The sequence below is a fragment of the Enterococcus sp. 5H genome (assembly GCF_028128615.1).
Classification (GTDB): domain Bacteria; phylum Bacillota; class Bacilli; order Lactobacillales; family Enterococcaceae; genus Enterococcus_L.
In genome coordinates this window covers 169,598-188,635 of the sequence record NZ_AMDP01000018.1, presented here as the reverse complement: position 1 = coordinate 188,635, position 19,038 = coordinate 169,598, and the positions used below count along the sequence as shown (strand labels likewise).

General features: G+C 35.0%; 16 protein-coding genes. 6 read left to right on the top strand and 10 right to left on the bottom strand.

Features of this window, described 5'->3' with window-relative positions:
- Positions 1–11 precede the first annotated feature (11 nt).
- The 5 genes from C240_RS05715 to C240_RS05695 are packed head-to-tail and all read right to left on the bottom strand — an operon-like array spanning position 12 to position 4,398.
- On the bottom strand, positions 12–416 hold the full coding sequence (locus C240_RS05715) for a PTS sugar transporter subunit IIA (RefSeq protein ID WP_271492090.1): 405 nt from the start codon (positions 414–416) through the stop codon (positions 12–14).
- Between the two features lie 15 nt (positions 417–431).
- Entirely contained in the window at positions 432–1,241 is an 810-nt protein-coding gene (locus tag C240_RS05710; protein ID WP_271492087.1) for a PTS system mannose/fructose/sorbose family transporter subunit IID, read from the bottom strand.
- Positions 1,228–2,115, bottom strand: a complete 888-nt coding sequence (locus C240_RS05705) for a PTS mannose/fructose/sorbose/N-acetylgalactosamine transporter subunit IIC (protein ID WP_271492084.1) — start codon at positions 2,113–2,115, stop codon at positions 1,228–1,230. The genes C240_RS05710 and C240_RS05705 overlap by 14 nt, the downstream gene beginning before the upstream one ends.
- Before the next feature lie 16 nt (positions 2,116–2,131).
- The gene (locus tag C240_RS05700; RefSeq protein WP_271492081.1) at positions 2,132–2,608 is read right to left on the bottom strand and encodes a PTS system mannose/fructose/N-acetylgalactosamine-transporter subunit IIB; all 477 of its coding nucleotides are present in this window, start codon (positions 2,606–2,608) and stop codon (positions 2,132–2,134) included.
- Positions 2,609–2,613: 5 nt separating this feature from the next.
- Entirely contained in the window at positions 2,614–4,398 is a 1,785-nt protein-coding gene (locus tag C240_RS05695) for a glycoside hydrolase family 35 protein (RefSeq protein ID WP_271492079.1), read from the bottom strand.
- A gap of 267 nt (positions 4,399–4,665) precedes the next feature.
- Here C240_RS05695 and C240_RS05690 point away from each other — a divergent pair, with 267 nt between their 5' ends.
- A complete protein-coding gene (locus tag C240_RS05690) occupies positions 4,666–5,373 on the top strand; it encodes a GntR family transcriptional regulator (protein ID WP_271492076.1) in 708 nt (235 codons plus the stop codon).
- Between the two features lie 386 nt (positions 5,374–5,759).
- Positions 5,760–6,614 carry a hypothetical protein gene (locus C240_RS05685; RefSeq protein WP_271492073.1) on the top strand — a complete coding sequence of 285 codons (855 nt, stop codon included), beginning with the start codon at positions 5,760–5,762 and terminating at the stop codon, positions 6,612–6,614.
- A 459-nt stretch (positions 6,615–7,073) separates the two neighbouring features.
- Here the strand turns inward: C240_RS05685 and lepA are convergent, their stop codons facing one another.
- On the bottom strand, positions 7,074–8,909 hold the full coding sequence (lepA, locus tag C240_RS05680; RefSeq protein ID WP_271492071.1) for a translation elongation factor 4: 1,836 nt from the start codon (positions 8,907–8,909) through the stop codon (positions 7,074–7,076).
- Between the two features lie 298 nt (positions 8,910–9,207).
- On the opposite strand from lepA, the gene C240_RS05675 reads away from it, so the two are divergent.
- From C240_RS05675 to C240_RS05660, 4 genes are read left to right on the top strand one after another with little or no spacing between them, the layout of a single operon-like run.
- A complete protein-coding gene (locus tag C240_RS05675) occupies positions 9,208–10,428 on the top strand; it encodes a GNAT family N-acetyltransferase (RefSeq protein WP_271492068.1) in 1,221 nt (406 codons plus the stop codon).
- Between the two features lie 23 nt (positions 10,429–10,451).
- Positions 10,452–10,694: a DUF7662 domain-containing protein gene (locus C240_RS05670; RefSeq protein ID WP_271492065.1), complete on the top strand. Its 243-nt coding sequence runs from the start codon at positions 10,452–10,454 to the stop codon at positions 10,692–10,694.
- Between the two features lie 21 nt (positions 10,695–10,715).
- Entirely contained in the window at positions 10,716–11,195 is a 480-nt protein-coding gene (locus tag C240_RS05665) for a nucleoside 2-deoxyribosyltransferase (RefSeq protein ID WP_271492062.1), read from the top strand.
- 28 nt (positions 11,196–11,223) lie between these two features.
- On the top strand, positions 11,224–11,901 hold the full coding sequence (locus C240_RS05660) for a hypothetical protein (RefSeq protein WP_271492060.1): 678 nt from the start codon (positions 11,224–11,226) through the stop codon (positions 11,899–11,901).
- 44 nt (positions 11,902–11,945) lie between these two features.
- On the opposite strand, the gene C240_RS05655 is transcribed toward C240_RS05660, so the two are convergent.
- The 4 genes from C240_RS05655 to mgtA all read right to left on the bottom strand — a co-directional run bounded on the left by C240_RS05655 (position 11,946) and on the right by mgtA (position 18,972).
- A complete protein-coding gene (locus tag C240_RS05655; protein ID WP_271492058.1) occupies positions 11,946–12,350 on the bottom strand; it encodes an organic hydroperoxide resistance protein in 405 nt (134 codons plus the stop codon).
- Positions 12,351–12,492: 142 nt separating this feature from the next.
- Positions 12,493–12,930 (bottom strand): MarR family winged helix-turn-helix transcriptional regulator, encoded by a 438-nt coding sequence (locus C240_RS05650; RefSeq protein ID WP_271492056.1) that lies wholly within the window; start codon positions 12,928–12,930, stop codon positions 12,493–12,495.
- A 144-nt stretch (positions 12,931–13,074) separates the two neighbouring features.
- Entirely contained in the window at positions 13,075–15,678 is a 2,604-nt protein-coding gene (clpB, locus tag C240_RS05645) for an ATP-dependent chaperone ClpB (protein ID WP_271492054.1), read from the bottom strand.
- 624 nt (positions 15,679–16,302) lie between these two features.
- The gene (gene mgtA / locus C240_RS05640; RefSeq protein WP_442896576.1) at positions 16,303–18,972 is read right to left on the bottom strand and encodes a magnesium-translocating P-type ATPase; all 2,670 of its coding nucleotides are present in this window, start codon (positions 18,970–18,972) and stop codon (positions 16,303–16,305) included.
- Positions 18,973–19,038: the final 66 nt, after the last annotated feature.

The window sequence follows — 19,038 nt, the reverse complement described above, 5'->3', positions numbered from 1 at the left end:
GTAACTCCTTCCTACTCATCTTCTTCATCAAAAATATCTGTCTCGATTATTTCATTCACTTTGACAATATTTTCTCTAGCTTCACCTACAAAATCACTTGCTTCACCTACTAAAGTTCCATTAATAAAACTAATCACCATCGGTAAATTCATTCCTGCATATAGTTCAAAAGTTGCCCCTGTCATTAATTTTTTTGATAAAACATTACACGGTGTACCACCCAATAAATCTGAAAACACAATATATTCTTCTAAAGTACTCGTTTCCTTAGCAAATTTGGCTAGAAATTCCTGCTCACCTTCTTCTGCTAACAAGGGTACTGTGTATATATTTTCTTGAGGTCCCATAATCATTTCAACCGTATTTTTCAATTCTGTACAAAAATTACCATGGCTCGTCAATACTAAATTGTTCAACTTTTTCCCTCCTGACTATTTTGAAATGACACCTAAAGCAGATAAAGCAACTGACACAATTAATACGATAAAAATTGCCCGCGTAGAGGTGATATTTTTCTTGCCAAGTAACCAATAAACACCACCAACAATCGCTGCTGGTAATAATCGTGGCATAATCATATCGACATTATTTTGGACATTAATCGTCAAATCGCCAATCGCAGGAGCCCAAGCAAAATGAACATTAATCATTGTCGCAACTAATGCGCCAACCATAAATACACCTAGTAACGTCGCTGCATTAGTCATCGCTGTTAATCTACTTTGCATTGTTGTTACTAACGAAATTCCTTCTTTGTATGCAAATTCCAGTTGCTTCCAACGAAAAACCATAATCGCAATTTGAGCTGCCATCCAGATAAATGCACCTACAGGGTTCCCATTCACGGCCATATTAGCTGCTAAAGCGCCAAAAATTGTTGGAATCAATGCACCAAAAATAGAATCCCCAATCGCAGCAAACGGACCCATTAAACCAACTTTAATCCCGGCAACGGAATCTTTCGCTGAGATTCCTTCTTTTTCTTCAATGGCCAAATCAATCCCAGTAATAATCGTATTTAAAAAGTTACTAGTATTGAAAAACTGTGCATGTGTCCGCATCATTTCTTTTAATTCTGGAGTATCATCACCGTACATTTTTCTTAGCTGCGGTAAAATCGTATACAAATATCCCGAACCTTGCATTCGTTCATAGTTCCAGCCTAATTGGAAAGTGAATAAACTTCTCTTATTAATTTGGTTAAAGTCTTTTTTGGTTAATTTATAATCAGATTTCGTCATCTTCAATCTCTCCTTCACTTGTTTCATCAGAATAATTTGCTGTAACAACAGGTTGATCTATTGATTTTTTATATTCATTAAGGGCAAAGGCAAAACCAATTAAGGCAATTGCCAGCATTGGTAAATTAGTAAACATTGGTGCAAAATCTTTCGCCACACCAGCAACTGCTCCACCTAATAGTTGAATATTTCCAAAAACAGTCGTCAATAGTGCTGTAAGTACAAATCCTAAAATCAAATAAGCTAAATGTTTTTTGACTGGTAAATATCTTAATAAAATTGCAAAACCGACTGCAGGTAAAACAGCTCCTGCTACTGATAATCCATCACCTAGCCATTTTAAATCTGTATTCAAGTAACCAACAACATTATCAACAAATCCTCCACCAAAACTTAAAGCAAAAAATACTGGTAACGCACGGGATAACGCCCACGGAACTGCCCCAAGTAGGAAGTTACGTTCAATCCCTTTATAATTCATTGCTTCAATATTGCTGTCAATTCTATGAGCAAAAAATGTATTTGTGAAACGACCTAAAATATCCATTTGAATCATTAAACTGGCTACTGGCACCGCAATTGCTGCAATGGCTTGTTCTGGATTCATACCTAAGCCCACTGAAAAAGCAGTTGCTAATACCGTTCCCGAATTTGCATCAATTCTGGAAGCGCCACCAAAAGTTCCTACACCTAAAATCGTTAATTGCATACTGCCGCCAATAATTAAACCAGCTGTTACATCTCCCATAACCAAACCTGCAACTAAACCTGCAAACACCGGTTGACTAAACGCAGAATAAATTTGTAATTCATCCAAAATTTGATATCCTGCATAAAGCGTTAATAATAAAATTTGCCACCATTGTATTGCCATTGTGATTCCCCCTCAATTAATCGATTAAACTCATAAAATCTTCTGCTTTATCATTTGGCACCATTTGAGAAACTAATGTCACACCATGTTTATTCAATTTTTTAAATACGTCAATATCATTTTCTTCTACATTAATGGATTTCGTTACAGCTCTTGAATGCTCACTTTGAGACATATTACCAACATTGATTTCCTTCAGCGGCACACCAAGTTCAACTAGTTTTAAAAGTCGATCAGGTTTTCTTGCAATAATTAACAAACGTTGTGAATCATATTTTCCAGCTAAAATATTTGCAGCTGCTTTTTCAATTGGTAAAACACTTAATTTCACACCTGCTGGGGTCGCTAGTTTCAAGCCACTTTTTTCAATCGCATTTTCTGCTACATCATCATCAACCACCATGATCCGACTAATATTTAATTTTGTCGTCCAAAGGTTGGCTACTTGTCCATGAATTAATCTACCATCGATTCTAACTGCAATAATACTCATTCTGCTCACTTTCCTTCCAATAATGTTTTGTATTTTGGCTGTGCTTCAATCTTCAATTCATCCACCCACTCTCCTTCTGTTTCAAAGATTATGATTTCATTTACCCCTTCTTTCAAAATAGATGCCGGTGTATAAAGCGAAAGTGTTGGCCCAATAGTCCAAAATCTGCCTAAGTTAAAACCATTAACAATCACGATCCCTTTTCCGAATTTTTCTAAATTAAGATACATATCTGTAGGTACCTCAACTGACAATTCAAAGCGATAAAATGCTGGTGTTCCTACTGTCCAATCTTTTTGATAATCGATACTATCCAATTTTGAAAAATCAAGACTATACTGTTCCCAATCACAAATAAAATGTAAATCCGACATCACACCTGTACGAATTCCTTTGTGTTGCGTTTCAGCTAGCAACTTATGACCATAATTTACACGTCCCATATTTTCAACTAAAATACTTAATTGATTACTTTCTTCATCAGGAGTAGCAAAAATCCTCTCTCCGATTTCTTCCCGATACTGCGTTGCCAGTTTTAGATTATTTAAGAAAAAATGAACCCGATCACTAGCATCAATTACTCGATAAAATTCTTCATTTATACTTTTTTCAATTTTTGTTTGGTACAATAGATAACCATAATTTTGGTTGACTTCTTCCATACTTTTCGGGAACTTACTTGAATGACGATGAGCAATTTGTTCAACAACTGAAAACAAACTGACTTTTTCTTTTAGATAAGCTGTTGTTGGATCTGTTACTTTTTTTATCAAGGGTTCCGTTTGTTTTATTTCCGGAAACATTTCGTGCACTTTCTTTTGGACAGAAAAGAATTTTTTTGTAGGATTTCCTTGCTCATCTAATAAAGCATCATAATCATAAGATGTTACTTGAGGTAAATCTTTACTTCCTCTAGCTGAGCATCCGTTCATAAACCCAAAATTGGTTCCGCCATGAAACATATATAAATTAATACTGCCGATTTCAAGTGCATGACCAACTTCTTCCGCCAATTCGTCCGGATCACGCCGAATGATTTCTTCACCCCATCGGTTAAACCAACCATCCCAAAACTCCATGCACATTAACGGCCACTTCTTTTTATGTCTTTCTTGAAATTTTTTTAACTGGGCAAAATTTTCTTGTGATCTCGAACCAAAATTTCCTGTTGTTAGGATATCTTTTTCTAATAAAGTTCCCGCAGTTTGAGTCGCTTCCCAAGGTCCATCTGAGGTAAACAGCGGAACCGAAACACCATTTTTCAGCATTAAATCATATATCGCAAGTAAATATTCCTTATCTTCCCCATAAGACCCGTATTCATTTTCCAATTGCATCATAATCACTGGTCCACCTCGATCAATCTGCAAGGGGCTAATAACTTGAAATAATTCTTTATAATAATTCGCTACTTTTTGAATAAAAGCTGGATCTGATGAACGAATACGCATTTCTTTATTCTTTAACAACCATGCTGGTAATCCGCCAAACTCCCACTCTGCGCAAATATAAGGTGATGGTCGCAAAATGACATGTAACCCCAATTCTTCTGCTAGTCTAACAAATTTTTCAATATCTAACTCATCGCTAAATATAAACTTCCCTTCCACCTCTTCATGTAAATTCCATGGTATATACGTCTCAACTGTATTAAAACCTAATGCTTTCAGATTATACAAGGAATGATACCACTCATCCGGTCTAATTCTAAAGTAATGAATGGCTCCTGACATGATTTTAAATGGCTCTCCATCTAACAAAAATTCTTCTTTTATTTCAAACGTATGCATAATTACCCTCCTGTAAAAACGCTTCCACTTAATATATGAACATATTAACTTGACTTACTTATCTTTGTCAACCATTATTGTTTTTTATTTCAATATTTAGATATAAGTTATATATATTTCCTTTTTTTAGATTAAACTAAAACATACGTAATCATTTCATTAACACTTTCAATTTATGAAGAAATTTTACAGATTACTATCAAAAATCGTGGCTATTTCTTTCACTTTGACTTACTATGTAAGCATGAACTCAAATGGAGGTGCTGTATGAAAATCCCTAAATATCAGCAAATTAAAAATGACTTATTAAACAAAATAAAATCGGGAGAATTTGAACATGGGGATCGTTTTTATAGTGAAAATGAATTAGTTAAATTGTATAACGCAAGCTCAATTACCGTGATTAGAGCGATTCAAGAACTAGCTGCTGAAGGATATTTAGTCCGCTATCAAGGAAAAGGAACCTACGTCTCCCGCTCAAGAAAACGAAAATTAGTAGAATTTACTGATATTGAAGTTTTTGCAGGAAAAACAGAAACAGTGGAAGTAATTAGTATTGCTGAAGAAGCTGAACCAAGAATTTTAAAAGAATTAAACTTAAGTCCAAATCAAACCTATCGACGAATTATCCGCGTTCGAAAAGTTGATGATGTTTCGTATATTTTACATTTTACTTATCTACCAAATCAATTTCTAAGTAAAAAAGAACAAGAACCAAGTTATTACGACTCAATTTATGAACACTTCAAAACGGAATTTGGAATTCACATGTATGATGAATATGCTACAGAAACCAATGAAATCTTGTTTCCAACACCTAAACATGTGGCAGAACTTTTAGCTATTTCTGAAAATGAACCTGTTGTTTTCCAGAAAAAGAAGACAACTTTACAAGACGGAGTCATTGCAGAATATGCTGAGAGTTATAAAAAATGGGATTATTATAAAATAGAATTTTCTACGATTAAATCATAGTTTATTTATTTGTGGATTAATTACTAGACCATTAAAATGATAAAGCTGAGTATGTACATTTAATTAAGTACATACTCAGCTTATTTGATCTAATTATTTCTTCTGATCGTCCTCATCCATTTTCAGAACTGCCATGAAGGCTTATTTTCGCAATAGCTTTTTCATTCCTAACTATTCCTATTGTCTCCGAACTTCATTGTTGCCACAGCAATTATTAACACTTTCATTTCCTTGTCCATTCTAATAATTTTTTCTCTCTTAAAAAAGTTAGTCGATCGTGGCAATGTGCTAGTCAACAATTCCAAAAATCATCTTCCTAAAAAAAATCATTTTGACACTAAAAGTTAAATATAATAAACTTAAAGAAAAACAAATGGAGGAATATTATGAAAAAATTTCTAGGAATTACTTTATTATTTTTAGGGCTTGGGTTTAGCTCAATTGTTGAAGCTCAAGAAAAATTTGAAATTAATGAGGAAAACAGCAACTTGATTGTAGAGCTTTCAGCATCTGAACCTGCAAATAAGGATTATATCGAGAGTACAATTAACATGTATTACGATATTCCATCAGAAAATGATTCTGCAAAAGATTTAAATTTATTTTTGAATTCCGCACTATCTGAGTTAGAAAGTTTTGATACTACGCAAGATGAAAAGCTAGACAATGTGGTAGAAGCTTCCAACCTTCCACAAAAAAGAAGTATTACGCCCTATGTTGTTACACCATACCCTACAGCTATTTCAGCTTATAAAGTAGGTATTGCCATTGTTGATCGTATGGGGCATTGGCAAACTGCAAACTACATGAGACGTGCAATTGTCCCGTTAGACAAGATTGGTACGAATTATACTCCTGCAACATATTATAATAAAGATGACACGTGGGCGCGGATGGTAGACAGCGAAAGTCTTATGGCTGCCTATTATGGTCGTCTGAAAGCGGAAGCGTTCAGAGGTGGAAAAGCATCGGGGGCGTTTTCTAGCACGCATACTTTTTCCAGCGGACACCTCATGACGGCATTGAGAGGTGTATCATATACAGTTTCATATAAAAAACAGGCGAACGGCAATTACTTTACTACAGTCAAAGTTACTGATATATTTGATTTCAAGTGGGAAATAAATGGTTATAGTAATAATTTTGGTGTAGGCTTTGGAAATAATTATTGCGTGTTAGTTCAAACATTAGGTGCAATCAAACCATATAAGATTGAGGTCGTGAGGACTATGTCAAGATAAAGGAGTTCATTATTGTGTTTAATAGAAAAAAACTAATACAAAACTCGTATTTTGTTCTTTTCCTTATTTGGTTGATAGGTGTTATCTTAACATTAAATTTTCTTCCAATGCAAGATCCGGATACCTTAACATTGGAAGAGATGATTAATCTTCAGAAACAATTTTCTATTAATTATGATTTGGGTCACTTACTTATAAAAATTAGTGAGCTATCTTTTATAATTTTAACTATGTATACAATTATTTCATTCTTGATCGAAAAATATAAAGAAAAAAGAGAAACTTGAAGTGCTGTTTTTATTAATGAATGATTAATGGCCACACAATTCAAGATTTAGTGCTCCAAAAAAGTCCGATTTTGATGAATAGTATCAAAATCGGACTTTTTTTCTTTTAGCGAGAGGACTACTGTCCCACTCTCATTTCAATTATCAAGCTTACAAACCAAGCAAACCCATACTATTTCTTCTGATCGTCCTCATCCATTTTCAGAACTGCCATGAATGCTTCTTGCGGAACTTCTACCGAACCGATTTGTTTCATACGTTTTTTACCTTCTTTTTGTTTCTCCAGTAATTTACGTTTTCGTGAAACATCTCCGCCGTAACATTTCGCCAGTACATTTTTACGCAAGGCTTTAATATCAGAACGTGCCACAATTTTTTGACCAATTGCTGCTTGGATCGGCACTTCAAATTGTTGTCTTGGAATTAATTTTTTCAACTTCTCAACAATTGCTTTTCCACGTTCAAAAGCAAAATCACGATGAACAATAAAGCTTAATGCATCGACTTTTTCAGCATTTAATAAGATGTCCATCTTCACTAAGCGGCTAGTTTTATAACCAGTCATTTCATAATCTAAAGAAGCGTAGCCTTTTGTTCCTGATTTTAGTTTATCAAAAAAGTCAAACACGATTTCTGATAAAGGAATTTCATAGACCACATTCACACGATAATCGTCTAAGTAGTCCATCGTGATAAATTCTCCACGTTTTCTTTGTGATAATTCCATTACTGCACCAACGTATTCATTCGGTACCATAATTTGTGCTTTCACATAGGGTTCTTCTACTGAATCAATCGAAACAGGTTCTGGGAATTCAGCTGGATTATCAACAACTACTTGAGTTCCATCAGTTTTGTTTACATGATAAATTACGGACGGCGCAGTTGTAATCAAGTCTAAATTAAATTCACGCTCTAAACGTTCTTGAATAACATCCATATGCAGCAAACCTAAGAAACCACAACGGAAACCAAAACCTAAAGCTTGAGAGGTTTCAGGCTCAAATTGTAACGCGGCATCGTTCAATTGTAATTTTTCCAAAGCTTCCCTTAAATCATTATAGCGAGAAGTATCAATCGGATAAAGTCCGCAATAAACCATTGGATTCATTTTACGATAACCAGGCAAGGCTTCTTCCGCCGGATTATTCGCTAGTGTTACCGTATCACCAACGCGTGTATCTTGAACAGTTTTAATACTAGCTGTAATATATCCTACATCACCGACCATTAAATAATCCCGGGCAATTGCTTTGGGAGAAAAAACACCTACTTCGGTAACATCGAACGTGGTACCGTTACTCATCATTTGGATTTTATCTCCTGGACGAACAACACCATCCATTACACGAACATTTAAAACAACCCCGCGATAACTGTCATAAACAGAATCGAAAATCAAAGCTTTTAACGGCGCATCTAAATTACCAGCTGGAGCCGGTACATATTCAACAACTTGTTCTAAAATATCTTCGATTCCAATCCCTGCTTTGGCACTTGCTAACACGGCTTCACTAGCATCAATACCGATCACATCTTCAATTTCTCCCCGTACACGCTCAGGATCTGCAGCAGGTAAATCGATTTTATTGATTACGGGTAAGATTTCTAAGTCGTTATCCAAAGCTAAGTAGACATTCGCTAGTGTCTGAGCCTCGATCCCTTGAGCTGCGTCCACTACTAACACCGCACCTTCACAAGCAGCCAAACTACGAGAAACTTCATAAGTAAAATCGACATGTCCCGGCGTATCAATCAAGTGAAAAATATACGTTTCGCCATCTTTGGCTGTATACGTCAACTCAACTGCATTCAACTTAATTGTAATACCGCGTTCTCTTTCCAAATCCATCGAATCTAATAACTGATCCTGCATCTCTCTTGATGTCACTGTATTGGTTTTTTCAAGAATTCGGTCAGCTAAAGTTGATTTACCGTGGTCAATATGAGCAATAATGGAAAAATTACGAATTTTTTCTTGTCGTTGCTTCATTTCATTTATATTCATTCATAGTCCTCATTTCTTTTATGAAAAGCTACATAAGCATGTTTTTTACTACTTAGATCAAACTGCTTACTGCTCCGATCAATTTCAATCAGCACTTCCCATTATAGCAAGATTTCTACTATATTTAAAGAACTTTCATAGGTTAACAAAACAACGAAGGAAACAGCCTAAATTAAGACCTATTTTCATCTAAAATAAACAAGATTTATCAGATTTACTCATTCTTAGCAATCAAATACTCTATTTCTTTTAGCTTTTTTGTTATACTAAGAGTAGTAAAAATATTGGAGATGGAAAAATGGACCAAAAAGAGTTCAGAGAAAATTTAGAATTAAAAGCAGTCGATGAAAAATATGTCGATCAATTCAACGAATTGCTAAGTTATGTTTTTCAATTTACAGAAGCTGATTTAGAAGAAAGCGGCTATGAAAGTAAAAAGGAATTAATTAAATCCAAGCAACCTATTTTAGAACAATCAAAAGTTTTTGGCTGGTTTCATGAAGATAAGCTAATTTCTCAAATCGCAATATATCCTTGTGAAGTGAATATTCATGGCACGTTATTTAAAATGGGCGGTGTCACAGGAGTTGGAACTTACCCTGAATATGCTAACCACGGTTTAATGCAGGATTTAATTCATTTAGCACTTAAAAATATGCGTGAAGACAAGCAGTGGATCTCTTATCTTTATCCTTACAGTATCCCTTACTATCGCAGAAAAGGCTGGGAAATCATGTCGGATAAGTTGTCTTTTAAAATTCGCGATACTCAGTTACCTAAACAAGTGGATGTACCGGGAATGGTGGAACGTGTCAGTGTTGACCATGAAGATGTTTTTACTGTTTATGCTAAATTTGCTCGTCAAAATCACGGAGCCTTAATTCGAAGTGAGTTTAACTGGGAAGAATACTGGCGCTTTGAAAATGAAGATGAACGAACAGCCGCTGTTTATTATGGTGCAAATCAAGAACCGTTAGGGGTACTTTTTTATTGGGTTGCTGAAGAAGTTTTTCATATCAAAGAAATGTTTTATATTAATCAGGAAGCTCGAAATGGTTTGTGGAATTTTGTTTCTGCTCACTTTTCAATGGTTTATTGGGTTCAAGGCGATATTTACAAAAACGAACCTTTAGCTTTCTTATTAGACGATAGCCAGATTAAAGAAACTATCGAACCTTATTTTATGGCTAGAATTGTAGATGTGAAAGAGATGCTTTTAGCTTATCCCTATTTCAGTACGGCGAAACCGTTCCATTTCGTTGTAACGGATCCTGTGGCTGAATGGAATAATGGTATTTTTGGTTTAATTTGGGATGAAGATGACCAAGTTTCAGTAACGGATGAACCCTTGGGCCAGCCAGTTCATATTGATATTCAGACATTAACATGCTTATTAATGAATTATCGCCGCCCTACCTATCTCCATCGAATTGAACGTTTAGATACGGATAAAGAAACACTAAATTCTTTAGAACGAATTTTTCCCGATCAAGAAGCTTACTTTAGTGATTACTTTTAAAAAAATCGATAAAGGATGATTTTATGAATGACTTCCTTATTATTCCAACCTTGCTAGCTGAAACATCAAATAACCAACTAACATTCTCGGAAATAGAAGTAAAAATGTCTTTAAATCAGACGTTGCCTGAACTAGCAAAAACGTATAGTGCTTGGTGGACAAAAAAAGAACACTCTTTTTCGTCTGCTTGGACTGCCTATGGTTATCGGGTTGAAAAAGTAGATTTGGTTAATCAAATTGTCTATTTTTCTAAAATAAAAGAATGAAACTAACTTAGAGGTGAAGAAATGAATATTTATTTTGCAGGACCCATGTTTGCAACAGCTGACTTACTTTACAATGATTACTTAGTGAAAAAAATTCGTGAATTGGACGATTCTCTTGAAGTCTATTTACCCCAAGAAAATGGAGCTATCAATGATAAAACAGCCTATGCTGATAGTAAAATGATCGCTTTAGCAGATACTGAAAAAGTTTTAGAAAGTGACTTACTGGTAGCTGTTTTAGATGGACTAACCATTGATCCCGGAGTGGCTTCTGAAATTGGCGTAGCTTACGCAAAAAATATTCCGATGATCGGTTTGTATACTGATACACGTCAACAAGGTGCTGATAATACGAAAAAAATTGATGCATTAAATACTGTTGGGGAAAATCAATTCCATTATCTGAATTTATACACTGTAGGACTTTTAAAATTAAATGGTAGTATCGTTAGTGATGAACAAGATTTTCTTACACTAATTGAAAAGCAGCTAAACGCCTGAGCTATTAGAACGTATTGGAGGAGTTTTTATGAAATTAGATTTTGAGGATAAACAAGAAAAAGCAGCATTTTATTTTCTATTAATTTTTGGGGTTATTACCTTAATTGTCAATATTATTAAAACATTTATGGTGCAGCCAACTGAGCAGTATGTTTTGTTAAGTTTTGAAATGGTTGCTGGGATTGCCGTGATTTTTGTGCCATTTGTTTTTACAAAGTTTACGAACCTGGTTTTCCCAAAGATGGTTCGACTTTATTATTGGTTTTTCATTTGGATTGCGGTTTTCCTTGGAACTGGTTTGCGCTTGATTATTGTTGTTTCATTTTGGGATAAAATTTTACATGCTGTTAGTCCGATATTATTGGTAGCTGTGGGTTACGCGATTATTGGTTATTGTTTAAGAGATACAGATTTTTCTAAAATTAGTCCTTGGTTATTTATTATTATGGGCTTTGCTTTTGCCGGATTATGTGGTGTTTTCTGGGAATTTTGGGAATTTCTCTGTGACTCAATTGGCAACATGAACTTACAACGTTACATGACTGAATCAGGACAACCTTACATTGGTCGTGAAGCATTGATGGATACAATGGGCGATCTTTTGACAAACACGATTGGTGCATTAATTTTAACCGTTTATAGCTTTACTCAACGGCACAAACCTGAGTACTTTAAAGCATATGCTTTTAGAAAATTAGAGAAATAAAAAAATAAGAGTAGCGCAACGGTTCTGCGCCACTCTTATTTTTTTTATTCAACTTCTAAATCAACGGAGATATTTCCTCTAGTTGCTTTAGAATATGGGCAAACTTCATGTGCTGCTTTCACTAATTTTTCAGCTGTTTCACGATCTACATCATCAATTTTGACTGATAATACTACGCCAACTTGGAAACCTGATTGTTCATCACTAAATAGTGAAACTGTTGCTTTAACTGTGCTCTTAGATTGAATTTTTTCTTTGGCCATAACAAGTTCCAAAGCACTATTGAAACATGAACTGTAGGCTGCGGCGAATAATTGTTCTGGATTTGTTTTGTTTTCTTGATGTGGACCTGGTGACGTTACTTGATAGCTAAAAGACTTATCTGGTGAATAAACTTCCCCGTTTCTTCCGCCTGTATTGATAATTGTTGTTGAATAGATTTTTTTCATGTGAATTGCCTCCAATTTTTTTATAATCATATCGTACAATTATATTGTACACAACATTTATAGAGATGTACAATGGTATGCTTAAAAAAAGAACTTTTAAAATTAGGAACCGAATTCTCCCAATTTTAAAAGCTCACAACATTTATTTAATTTTATTCACTTGTTGACTTAAGTCATTAATTTGCTTAATCAAAGTGAAATAATCCGCTTCATTTAGTGTCAATTGAGTTAAACATCCATCCACACATTGGTAAATATCAGATTCTAATTGCATTGCTTTTTCCGATAAAGAAACAATCACAATCCGCTCATCTTCTACTGCTCGATTCCGATTAATAAAACCATTTTTCTCCATTCGTTTTAACATGGGAGTCAAAGTGCCGGTATCCAATTGTAGTTTTTCACCAAGATCAGAAATACGCTGATCAGAATACTCCCATAACACTAGCAAAACTAAATACTGCGGATAGGTTAAGTTAAATGGTTTTAACGCTTTAGTATACATCCGATTAAATTGTTTAGATACGGTTTGCAAAGAAAAACAAAGTTGTTCCTCTAATCGTCTTTTCTTATTTTCCACTAAATCCCTCTTTTGGCTCAATTTTATTCTAGTTAGATTTTACACAATATAATTTCTCAAATCAATCTTTTCAGCTCATCTATACTAATTTCAATCAAATAAAGAGACCATCCGCACTATAAGCAGATGATCTCAGTTGTCTATTTACTCTTCAATCGGTTCATTTTCAAATACTAACTGATTGTTTAACAAACTGATGGTTACTTTTGTTTTCGGCATTATACGACCAGAAACAATTTCTTTCGCTAACGGTGTTTCCACTTCTTTCGTGATAAAACGTTTCAATGGGCGGGCACCATAAGCTGGATCATAACCGCTTTCTGCAATCCACGTTTCCGCTTCATCTGAAATCACTAATTCAATTTCTTGATGTTCTAAGCGTTTCGCTAGTTGGGCAGTCATTTTTCCAATGATTCCTTTCACATTATCTAAGCTAAGCGGTGTAAAGAGGATCGTATCATCAATTCTGTTTAAAAACTCTGGCTTGAAGTTGCCGCGTAAAATAGTCATTACTTGTTCTTCAACTTCTTCTGGAATTGTACCTTCTGGTGTCACGCCTTCCAGCAATAATTGAGAACCAATATTACTCGTCATAATCAAAACAGTATTTTTAAAGTCAACAACTCGTCCTTTAGAATCTGTTAAACGACCGTCATCTAACACTTGTAGTAAAATATTGAACACATCTGGATGTGCTTTTTCGATTTCATCTAGTAAAACAATCGTGTATGGATTACGACGAACGGCTTCGGTTAATTGGCCACCTTCTTCGTAACCGACATAACCTGGAGGGGCTCCGACTAAACGAGAGACGCTATGTTTTTCCATGTACTCACTCATATCAATCCGCACCATATGATCTTCTGAGTCAAACAAATCTTCTGCTAAAGCTTTAGCCAATTCTGTTTTACCTACGCCTGTTGGACCTAAGAACAAGAATGAGCCTAATGGACGATTTGGATCTTGCAGACCTGCACGTGAGCGAATCACTGCATCACTAACTGCGTCGACTGCTTCAGCTTGTCCAATCACGCGTTTGTGCAATGTTTCGTTGAGTTTCATTAATTTTTCACGTTCACCCTCAACTAATTTTGTCACTGGAATTCCAGTTAAACGTCCAACAACTTGGGCGATTTCGTTTTCGGTTACAGCTTCTTGCACCATTTTTACATTGTCACTTGCATTTTTAGCTTCAAGTTCTTTTAGTTCTTCTTCTAACTTTGGAATTGTACCGTGACGTAAAACAGCTGCCCGCTCTAAATCATAATTATTTTCAGCATCTTCTAATTCATGCTTAGCTTTATCGATTTCAGAACGCTTGTTGCTGACAGCATTTACTTCTTCTTTTTCTGTTTCCCACTGCATCTTCATCGCATTAGCTTCTTCACGAAGATCTGCCAATTCTTCCTGCAGTGTGCCTAAACGTTTTTTACTAGCATCATCTGATTCTTTTTTCAAAGCTGCTTCTTCAATTTCCAACTGCATTAATCGACGAGTAACTTGGTCTAATTCTGTCGGCATTGAATTCATTTCAACACGAATTGTTGCACTGGCTTCATCAACCAAATCAATTGCTTTATCTGGTAAGAAGCGGTCGGTAATATAGCGATCAGATAAGGTCGCAGCTGCAACTAAGGCATTGTCATGAATGTTTACGCTATGATGGATTTCAAAACGTTCTTTTAATCCGCGCAAAATACTAATTGTATCTTCAACAGTTGGTTCTTTAACTAAAACTTTTTGGAAACGGCGTTCAAGCGCTTTGTCTTTTTCCATATATTGACGATATTCATCCAGCGTTGTCGCACCAATTAAATGTAATTCACCACGTGCCAGCATTGGTTTTAACAAGTTTCCGGCATCCATGCTGCCTTCCGTTTTGCCCGCACCAACAATATTATGAATTTCATCAATAAAGAGAATGATCCGTCCATCGCTTTTCTTGACTTCTTTTAACACAGCTTTTAAACGTTCTTCAAATTCGCCACGGAATTTAGCACCTGCAATCAATGCCCCCATATCTAATGAAAAAATTGTTTTGTCTTTTAGATTTTCGGGAACATCTTTACGCACAATCCGTTGAGCTAATCCCTCGATAATTGCGGTTTTACCAACACCGGGTTCCCCGATTAAGACCGGGTTATTTTTTGTTTTACGAGATAAAATCCTAATCACATCACGAATTTCTTCATCACGTCCGATGATTGGATCTTGTTTGCCGCTTTTTACTTGTTGGACTAAGTCTACACCATATTTTTCTAAAGCTTTGTATTGTTCTTCTTGATTTTGAGAAGTCACACGATCTCCTCCTCTCATGTCTTCGATATTTTTTCGTAATTCTTTTTCATTAATTCCTTGACCAGTTAAATATTTAGTTAAGCGATAGTTCTTTAACTTCATCAGAGCCAAAATCACGATTTCAGTCGCTAAAAATTCATCTTGAAAAGATTCTCTCAATTTATCTGCTTCTGATAGTAAATTAAATAAGTTTTGACTCATACTTTGACCATATTGTACATTTCCACCTTGAACACTAGGTAATTCATCAATTGCTCGATCAATTTCCCGTTCAAAAGCATCCACATCCACACCAGCATCCGTGTAAAAATTCCGACCAAAATGATTAGGCTGTAAAAATATTTTCCACAAATGAGCAATATCAATTTCCTGCTGATGACGCGTAACAGCTACTTGTTGAGCCTCTGCAATAGCTTCTTGCAACGTTGTTGTCATTTTCTCAATATTCATAAAAATACCTCCTGATTTTAAAAGCTGAATGAACCGTTTAACATCGATGAAAAATAGGAAAGCATGAGGAAGGCGTTCTTTGCCTTATTCAGGTTTTATCTTTTTTCCAAGAAGTTGGTTCATGAAGCTAGATAGTTTTAAAAGTTGAATGAGCTTGAATTACTCCGACTGAAAAATAGGAAAAATTGAAAGTGATGTTCTTTATCACATTCGGTTTTTATCTTTTTTCCAAGAAGTTAGCTCATGAAGCTGGATAGTTTCAAAAGCTGAATGAACCATATCCAAGCTCTTGATTCACAATGTATTCTTCATTAATAGTATCGTTTATAGCTAAAAAAGGCACTACACCTTTTGCCTGATTATTTTCAAGGTCTTAAGTCTGACTTATTTTGACCTTATAAAACGATTATACACCATTGGTCAGTCTTGGTCAAACAAGAATCAAAACTTTTTTCGATAAATTTCTCTCTATTTTTATGATACAACTTCTGGCTTTTTTTACAAATATAAAGAAATGAATTAACCGTTTTTCAATTTTAATTTATAAAAATAGAGCTAATTTGCTTTTGAATTTCCAAAGCAAATCAACTCTATTCAATCAAGACAAGTTTATCTTTTACTTAATTACAATAACTCACCAAAACGTTTCACGTAAATATTTTTTACAATCATTACTAAGAATAAGTACGCAAAAATTGTTAATGCTAACCAACCAAAGTAAACTAGTGGCAATTGTGTTAAACCTAAATTTTGACCAAAGCTTGTGTAAGGTAAAATTGTTCCTACTGCAATTCCCAATGAAGTAATCGTCGTTAAGATAAATGATGCGCGACTTTGTAAAAACGGAATCTTCGGTGTACGCAATGTATGAATAACTAACGTTTGAGACCATAATGATTCAACAAACCAACCAGCATGGAAAATTGCGATAAACGCAGCTTGCTCAGTTGGACCTAAATCATGATAATTACCACCCACTAATTGAGGACAAATAACAAAATACATTAATAGATAGGTTGTAATATCAAAGACAGAACTTGTTGGCCCTAACCATTTCATAAATGAACCAATTCTTGTTGCATTCCACTTTTTCGGTTCTTTTAAATACTCTGAATCGACATTATCCCAAGGAATAGACATACATGAAATATCATAAATCAAATTCAAGAATAGTAACTGTAACGGCAACATTGGTAAGAATGGTAAAAAGATACTTGCCACCACTACAGAAAACATGTTCCCAAAATTTGAACTAGCGGTCATTTTAACATATTTCATAATATTGCCGAAAGTTGAACGCCCTGCTAATAACCCACGTTCCAACACCATTAAATCTTTTTCCAATAAAATGACATCAGCCGATTCTTTGGCAATATCAACTGCTGTATCAACGGAAATCCCAACATCCGCTTCTTTCATTGCTGGAGCATCATTGATTCCATCGCCCATAAAACCAACAGTATGACCAGCATCCCTTAACACTCTAACCAGTCGTGTTTTTTGACTCGGTGTTAATTTTACAAAAATATTATATTTTTCAGCAACAGTTTTTAATTCAACATCATTCATACGAGAGATTTCGCTACCTGTCACCAATTGCTCATCAGCTAAACCAACTTGTTTACAAACAGATTTTGTCACTAAAGCATTATCTCCTGTTAATACTTTAACGCCAACACCGTGATTTTTAAGTGCTTCTAAGGCAGCTTTTGTTGTTTCTTTTGGCGGATCAAGGAACGCTAAGTAACCAATCAACACCATTTCATTTTCATCAGAGACAGAAAATTCGTCTACCGTTGCTGGATTTGTTTTCTGAGAAACTGCTAAAACACGTAGTCCATCTTCATTTAAGTTTTCTACCGTTTTCAAAATTTCTTTTTTCAATGATTCTGTTAAAGCTGTAACCGAACCTTGATAATCAACATAGCTTGAGATTTCAAGCATTTCTTCTACTGCGCCTTTTGTGATCATTTGCGTTTTGCCAGTTTTATCTTCAATGACCACACTCATGCGGCGTCTTTGAAAATCAAATGGAATTTCATCTACTTTTTTATACTCTGAAGAATCAATTGACAGTTCTTCTTTTGCTGCATCAATAATCGCAACGTCCATCAAATTCTTTAAGCCTGTTTGATAATAACTATTGAAGAAAGCATGACGTAACACGCGACTATCTTCTTTTCCATCACAATCTAAGTGATATTCAAGAATGATTTTGTCTTGAGTCAATGTACCAGTTTTATCAGTACATAAAACATCAATTGCTCCAAAATTTTGAATGGCATTTAAATTTTTAATAATCGTGCCTTTTTTTGCCATACTTGATGCGCCTTTAACGAGATTTGTCGTCACAATCATCGGCAACATTTCAGGTGTTAAACCAACTGCAACAGATAAGCCGAAAAGGAAAGCTTCGAACCAGTCACCTTTCGTCAATCCATTAATTAAAAATACAGCTGGCGCCATTACTAGCATAAAACGGATTAACAACCAAGAAGTTTTACTAATACCAATTTCAAAATTCGTTTGTGGATTTTTCTCTGAAACATCTTGAGCAACTTTACCAAAAAGTGTATTATCCCCCACAGAAACAACGATTCCTTCAGCACTTCCGCTAATGACATTACTACCCATAAACACGATATTTTCATATTCGGTTTCTGTACTTTTCGTATTTAACTTGTAATCTGCTCGTTTTTCTACAGGATAACTTTCACCAGTCATTGCTGATTGAGAAACAAATAAATCTTTCGTTTTTATTAAGCGAATATCAGCTGGGATCATATCACCCGCAGACAATTTTACAATATCTCCACAGACAATTTCTTCGATCGGTAATTCAATTTCACTTTGTCTACGAACGACCGTCGCTGTAACTTTGACCATATTGTTCAATTTTTCCGCAGCTTGATTTGATTTCACTGATTGAATCAATGTCATTGTACCGCTAATTAGTACCATTGCAACGATAATAATAACCCCAATAAGGTCCTGATCTTCAGGTGGAGCAATCACATAATCCGTCACAAATGAAATGGCAGCTAAAACCATCAAAACAATCGTAAATGGGGTAAAATAAGCTTTAATGATTTCGATAAATAAGGGCGTTTTTTTCCCATGCGTGATAATATTTTCTCCAAATTCTTCTCTGGAAAGTGTTGCCTGTTGATTCGTTAAGCCTCGTTTTGAAGCTTTAAATAGTGATAAAATATTTTCTGCTGAATTCCTTGCAAAGAACTCATATGTTTGGTTATTTTTTTGCATTTTTTTCTCCTTCTTTCTAACTAATCCAATTCTTTTGATTAATGGACTAATGAAAAAAAGAAACGCCAAACGAGTAATAGTATTATTTACCCTAGA

What these genes read in the sequence shown, in the direction of transcription:
- C240_RS05655 (WP_271492058.1), bottom strand. Translation starts at nt 12,350, where the DNA reads ATGAAAAAAATCTATTCAACAACAATTATCAATACAGGCGGAAGAAAC.
- C240_RS05660 (WP_271492060.1), top strand. Translation starts at nt 11,224, where the DNA reads ATGAAATTAGATTTTGAGGATAAACAAGAAAAAGCAGCATTTTATTTT.
- clpB (WP_271492054.1), bottom strand. Translation starts at nt 15,678, where the DNA reads ATGAATATTGAGAAAATGACAACAACGTTGCAAGAAGCTATTGCAGAG.
- C240_RS05675 (WP_271492068.1), top strand. Translation starts at nt 9,208, where the DNA reads ATGGACCAAAAAGAGTTCAGAGAAAATTTAGAATTAAAAGCAGTCGAT.
- C240_RS05700 (WP_271492081.1), bottom strand. Translation starts at nt 2,608, where the DNA reads ATGAGTATTATTGCAGTTAGAATCGATGGTAGATTAATTCATGGACAA.
- lepA (WP_271492071.1), bottom strand. Translation starts at nt 8,909, where the DNA reads ATGAATATAAATGAAATGAAGCAACGACAAGAAAAAATTCGTAATTTT.
- C240_RS05685 (WP_271492073.1), top strand. Translation starts at nt 5,760, where the DNA reads ATGAAAAAATTTCTAGGAATTACTTTATTATTTTTAGGGCTTGGGTTT.
- C240_RS05670 (WP_271492065.1), top strand. Translation starts at nt 10,452, where the DNA reads ATGAATGACTTCCTTATTATTCCAACCTTGCTAGCTGAAACATCAAAT.
- C240_RS05665 (WP_271492062.1), top strand. Translation starts at nt 10,716, where the DNA reads ATGAATATTTATTTTGCAGGACCCATGTTTGCAACAGCTGACTTACTT.
- C240_RS05690 (WP_271492076.1), top strand. Translation starts at nt 4,666, where the DNA reads ATGAAAATCCCTAAATATCAGCAAATTAAAAATGACTTATTAAACAAA.
- C240_RS05705 (WP_271492084.1), bottom strand. Translation starts at nt 2,115, where the DNA reads ATGGCAATACAATGGTGGCAAATTTTATTATTAACGCTTTATGCAGGA.
- C240_RS05695 (WP_271492079.1), bottom strand. Translation starts at nt 4,398, where the DNA reads ATGCATACGTTTGAAATAAAAGAAGAATTTTTGTTAGATGGAGAGCCA.
- C240_RS05710 (WP_271492087.1), bottom strand. Translation starts at nt 1,241, where the DNA reads ATGACGAAATCTGATTATAAATTAACCAAAAAAGACTTTAACCAAATT.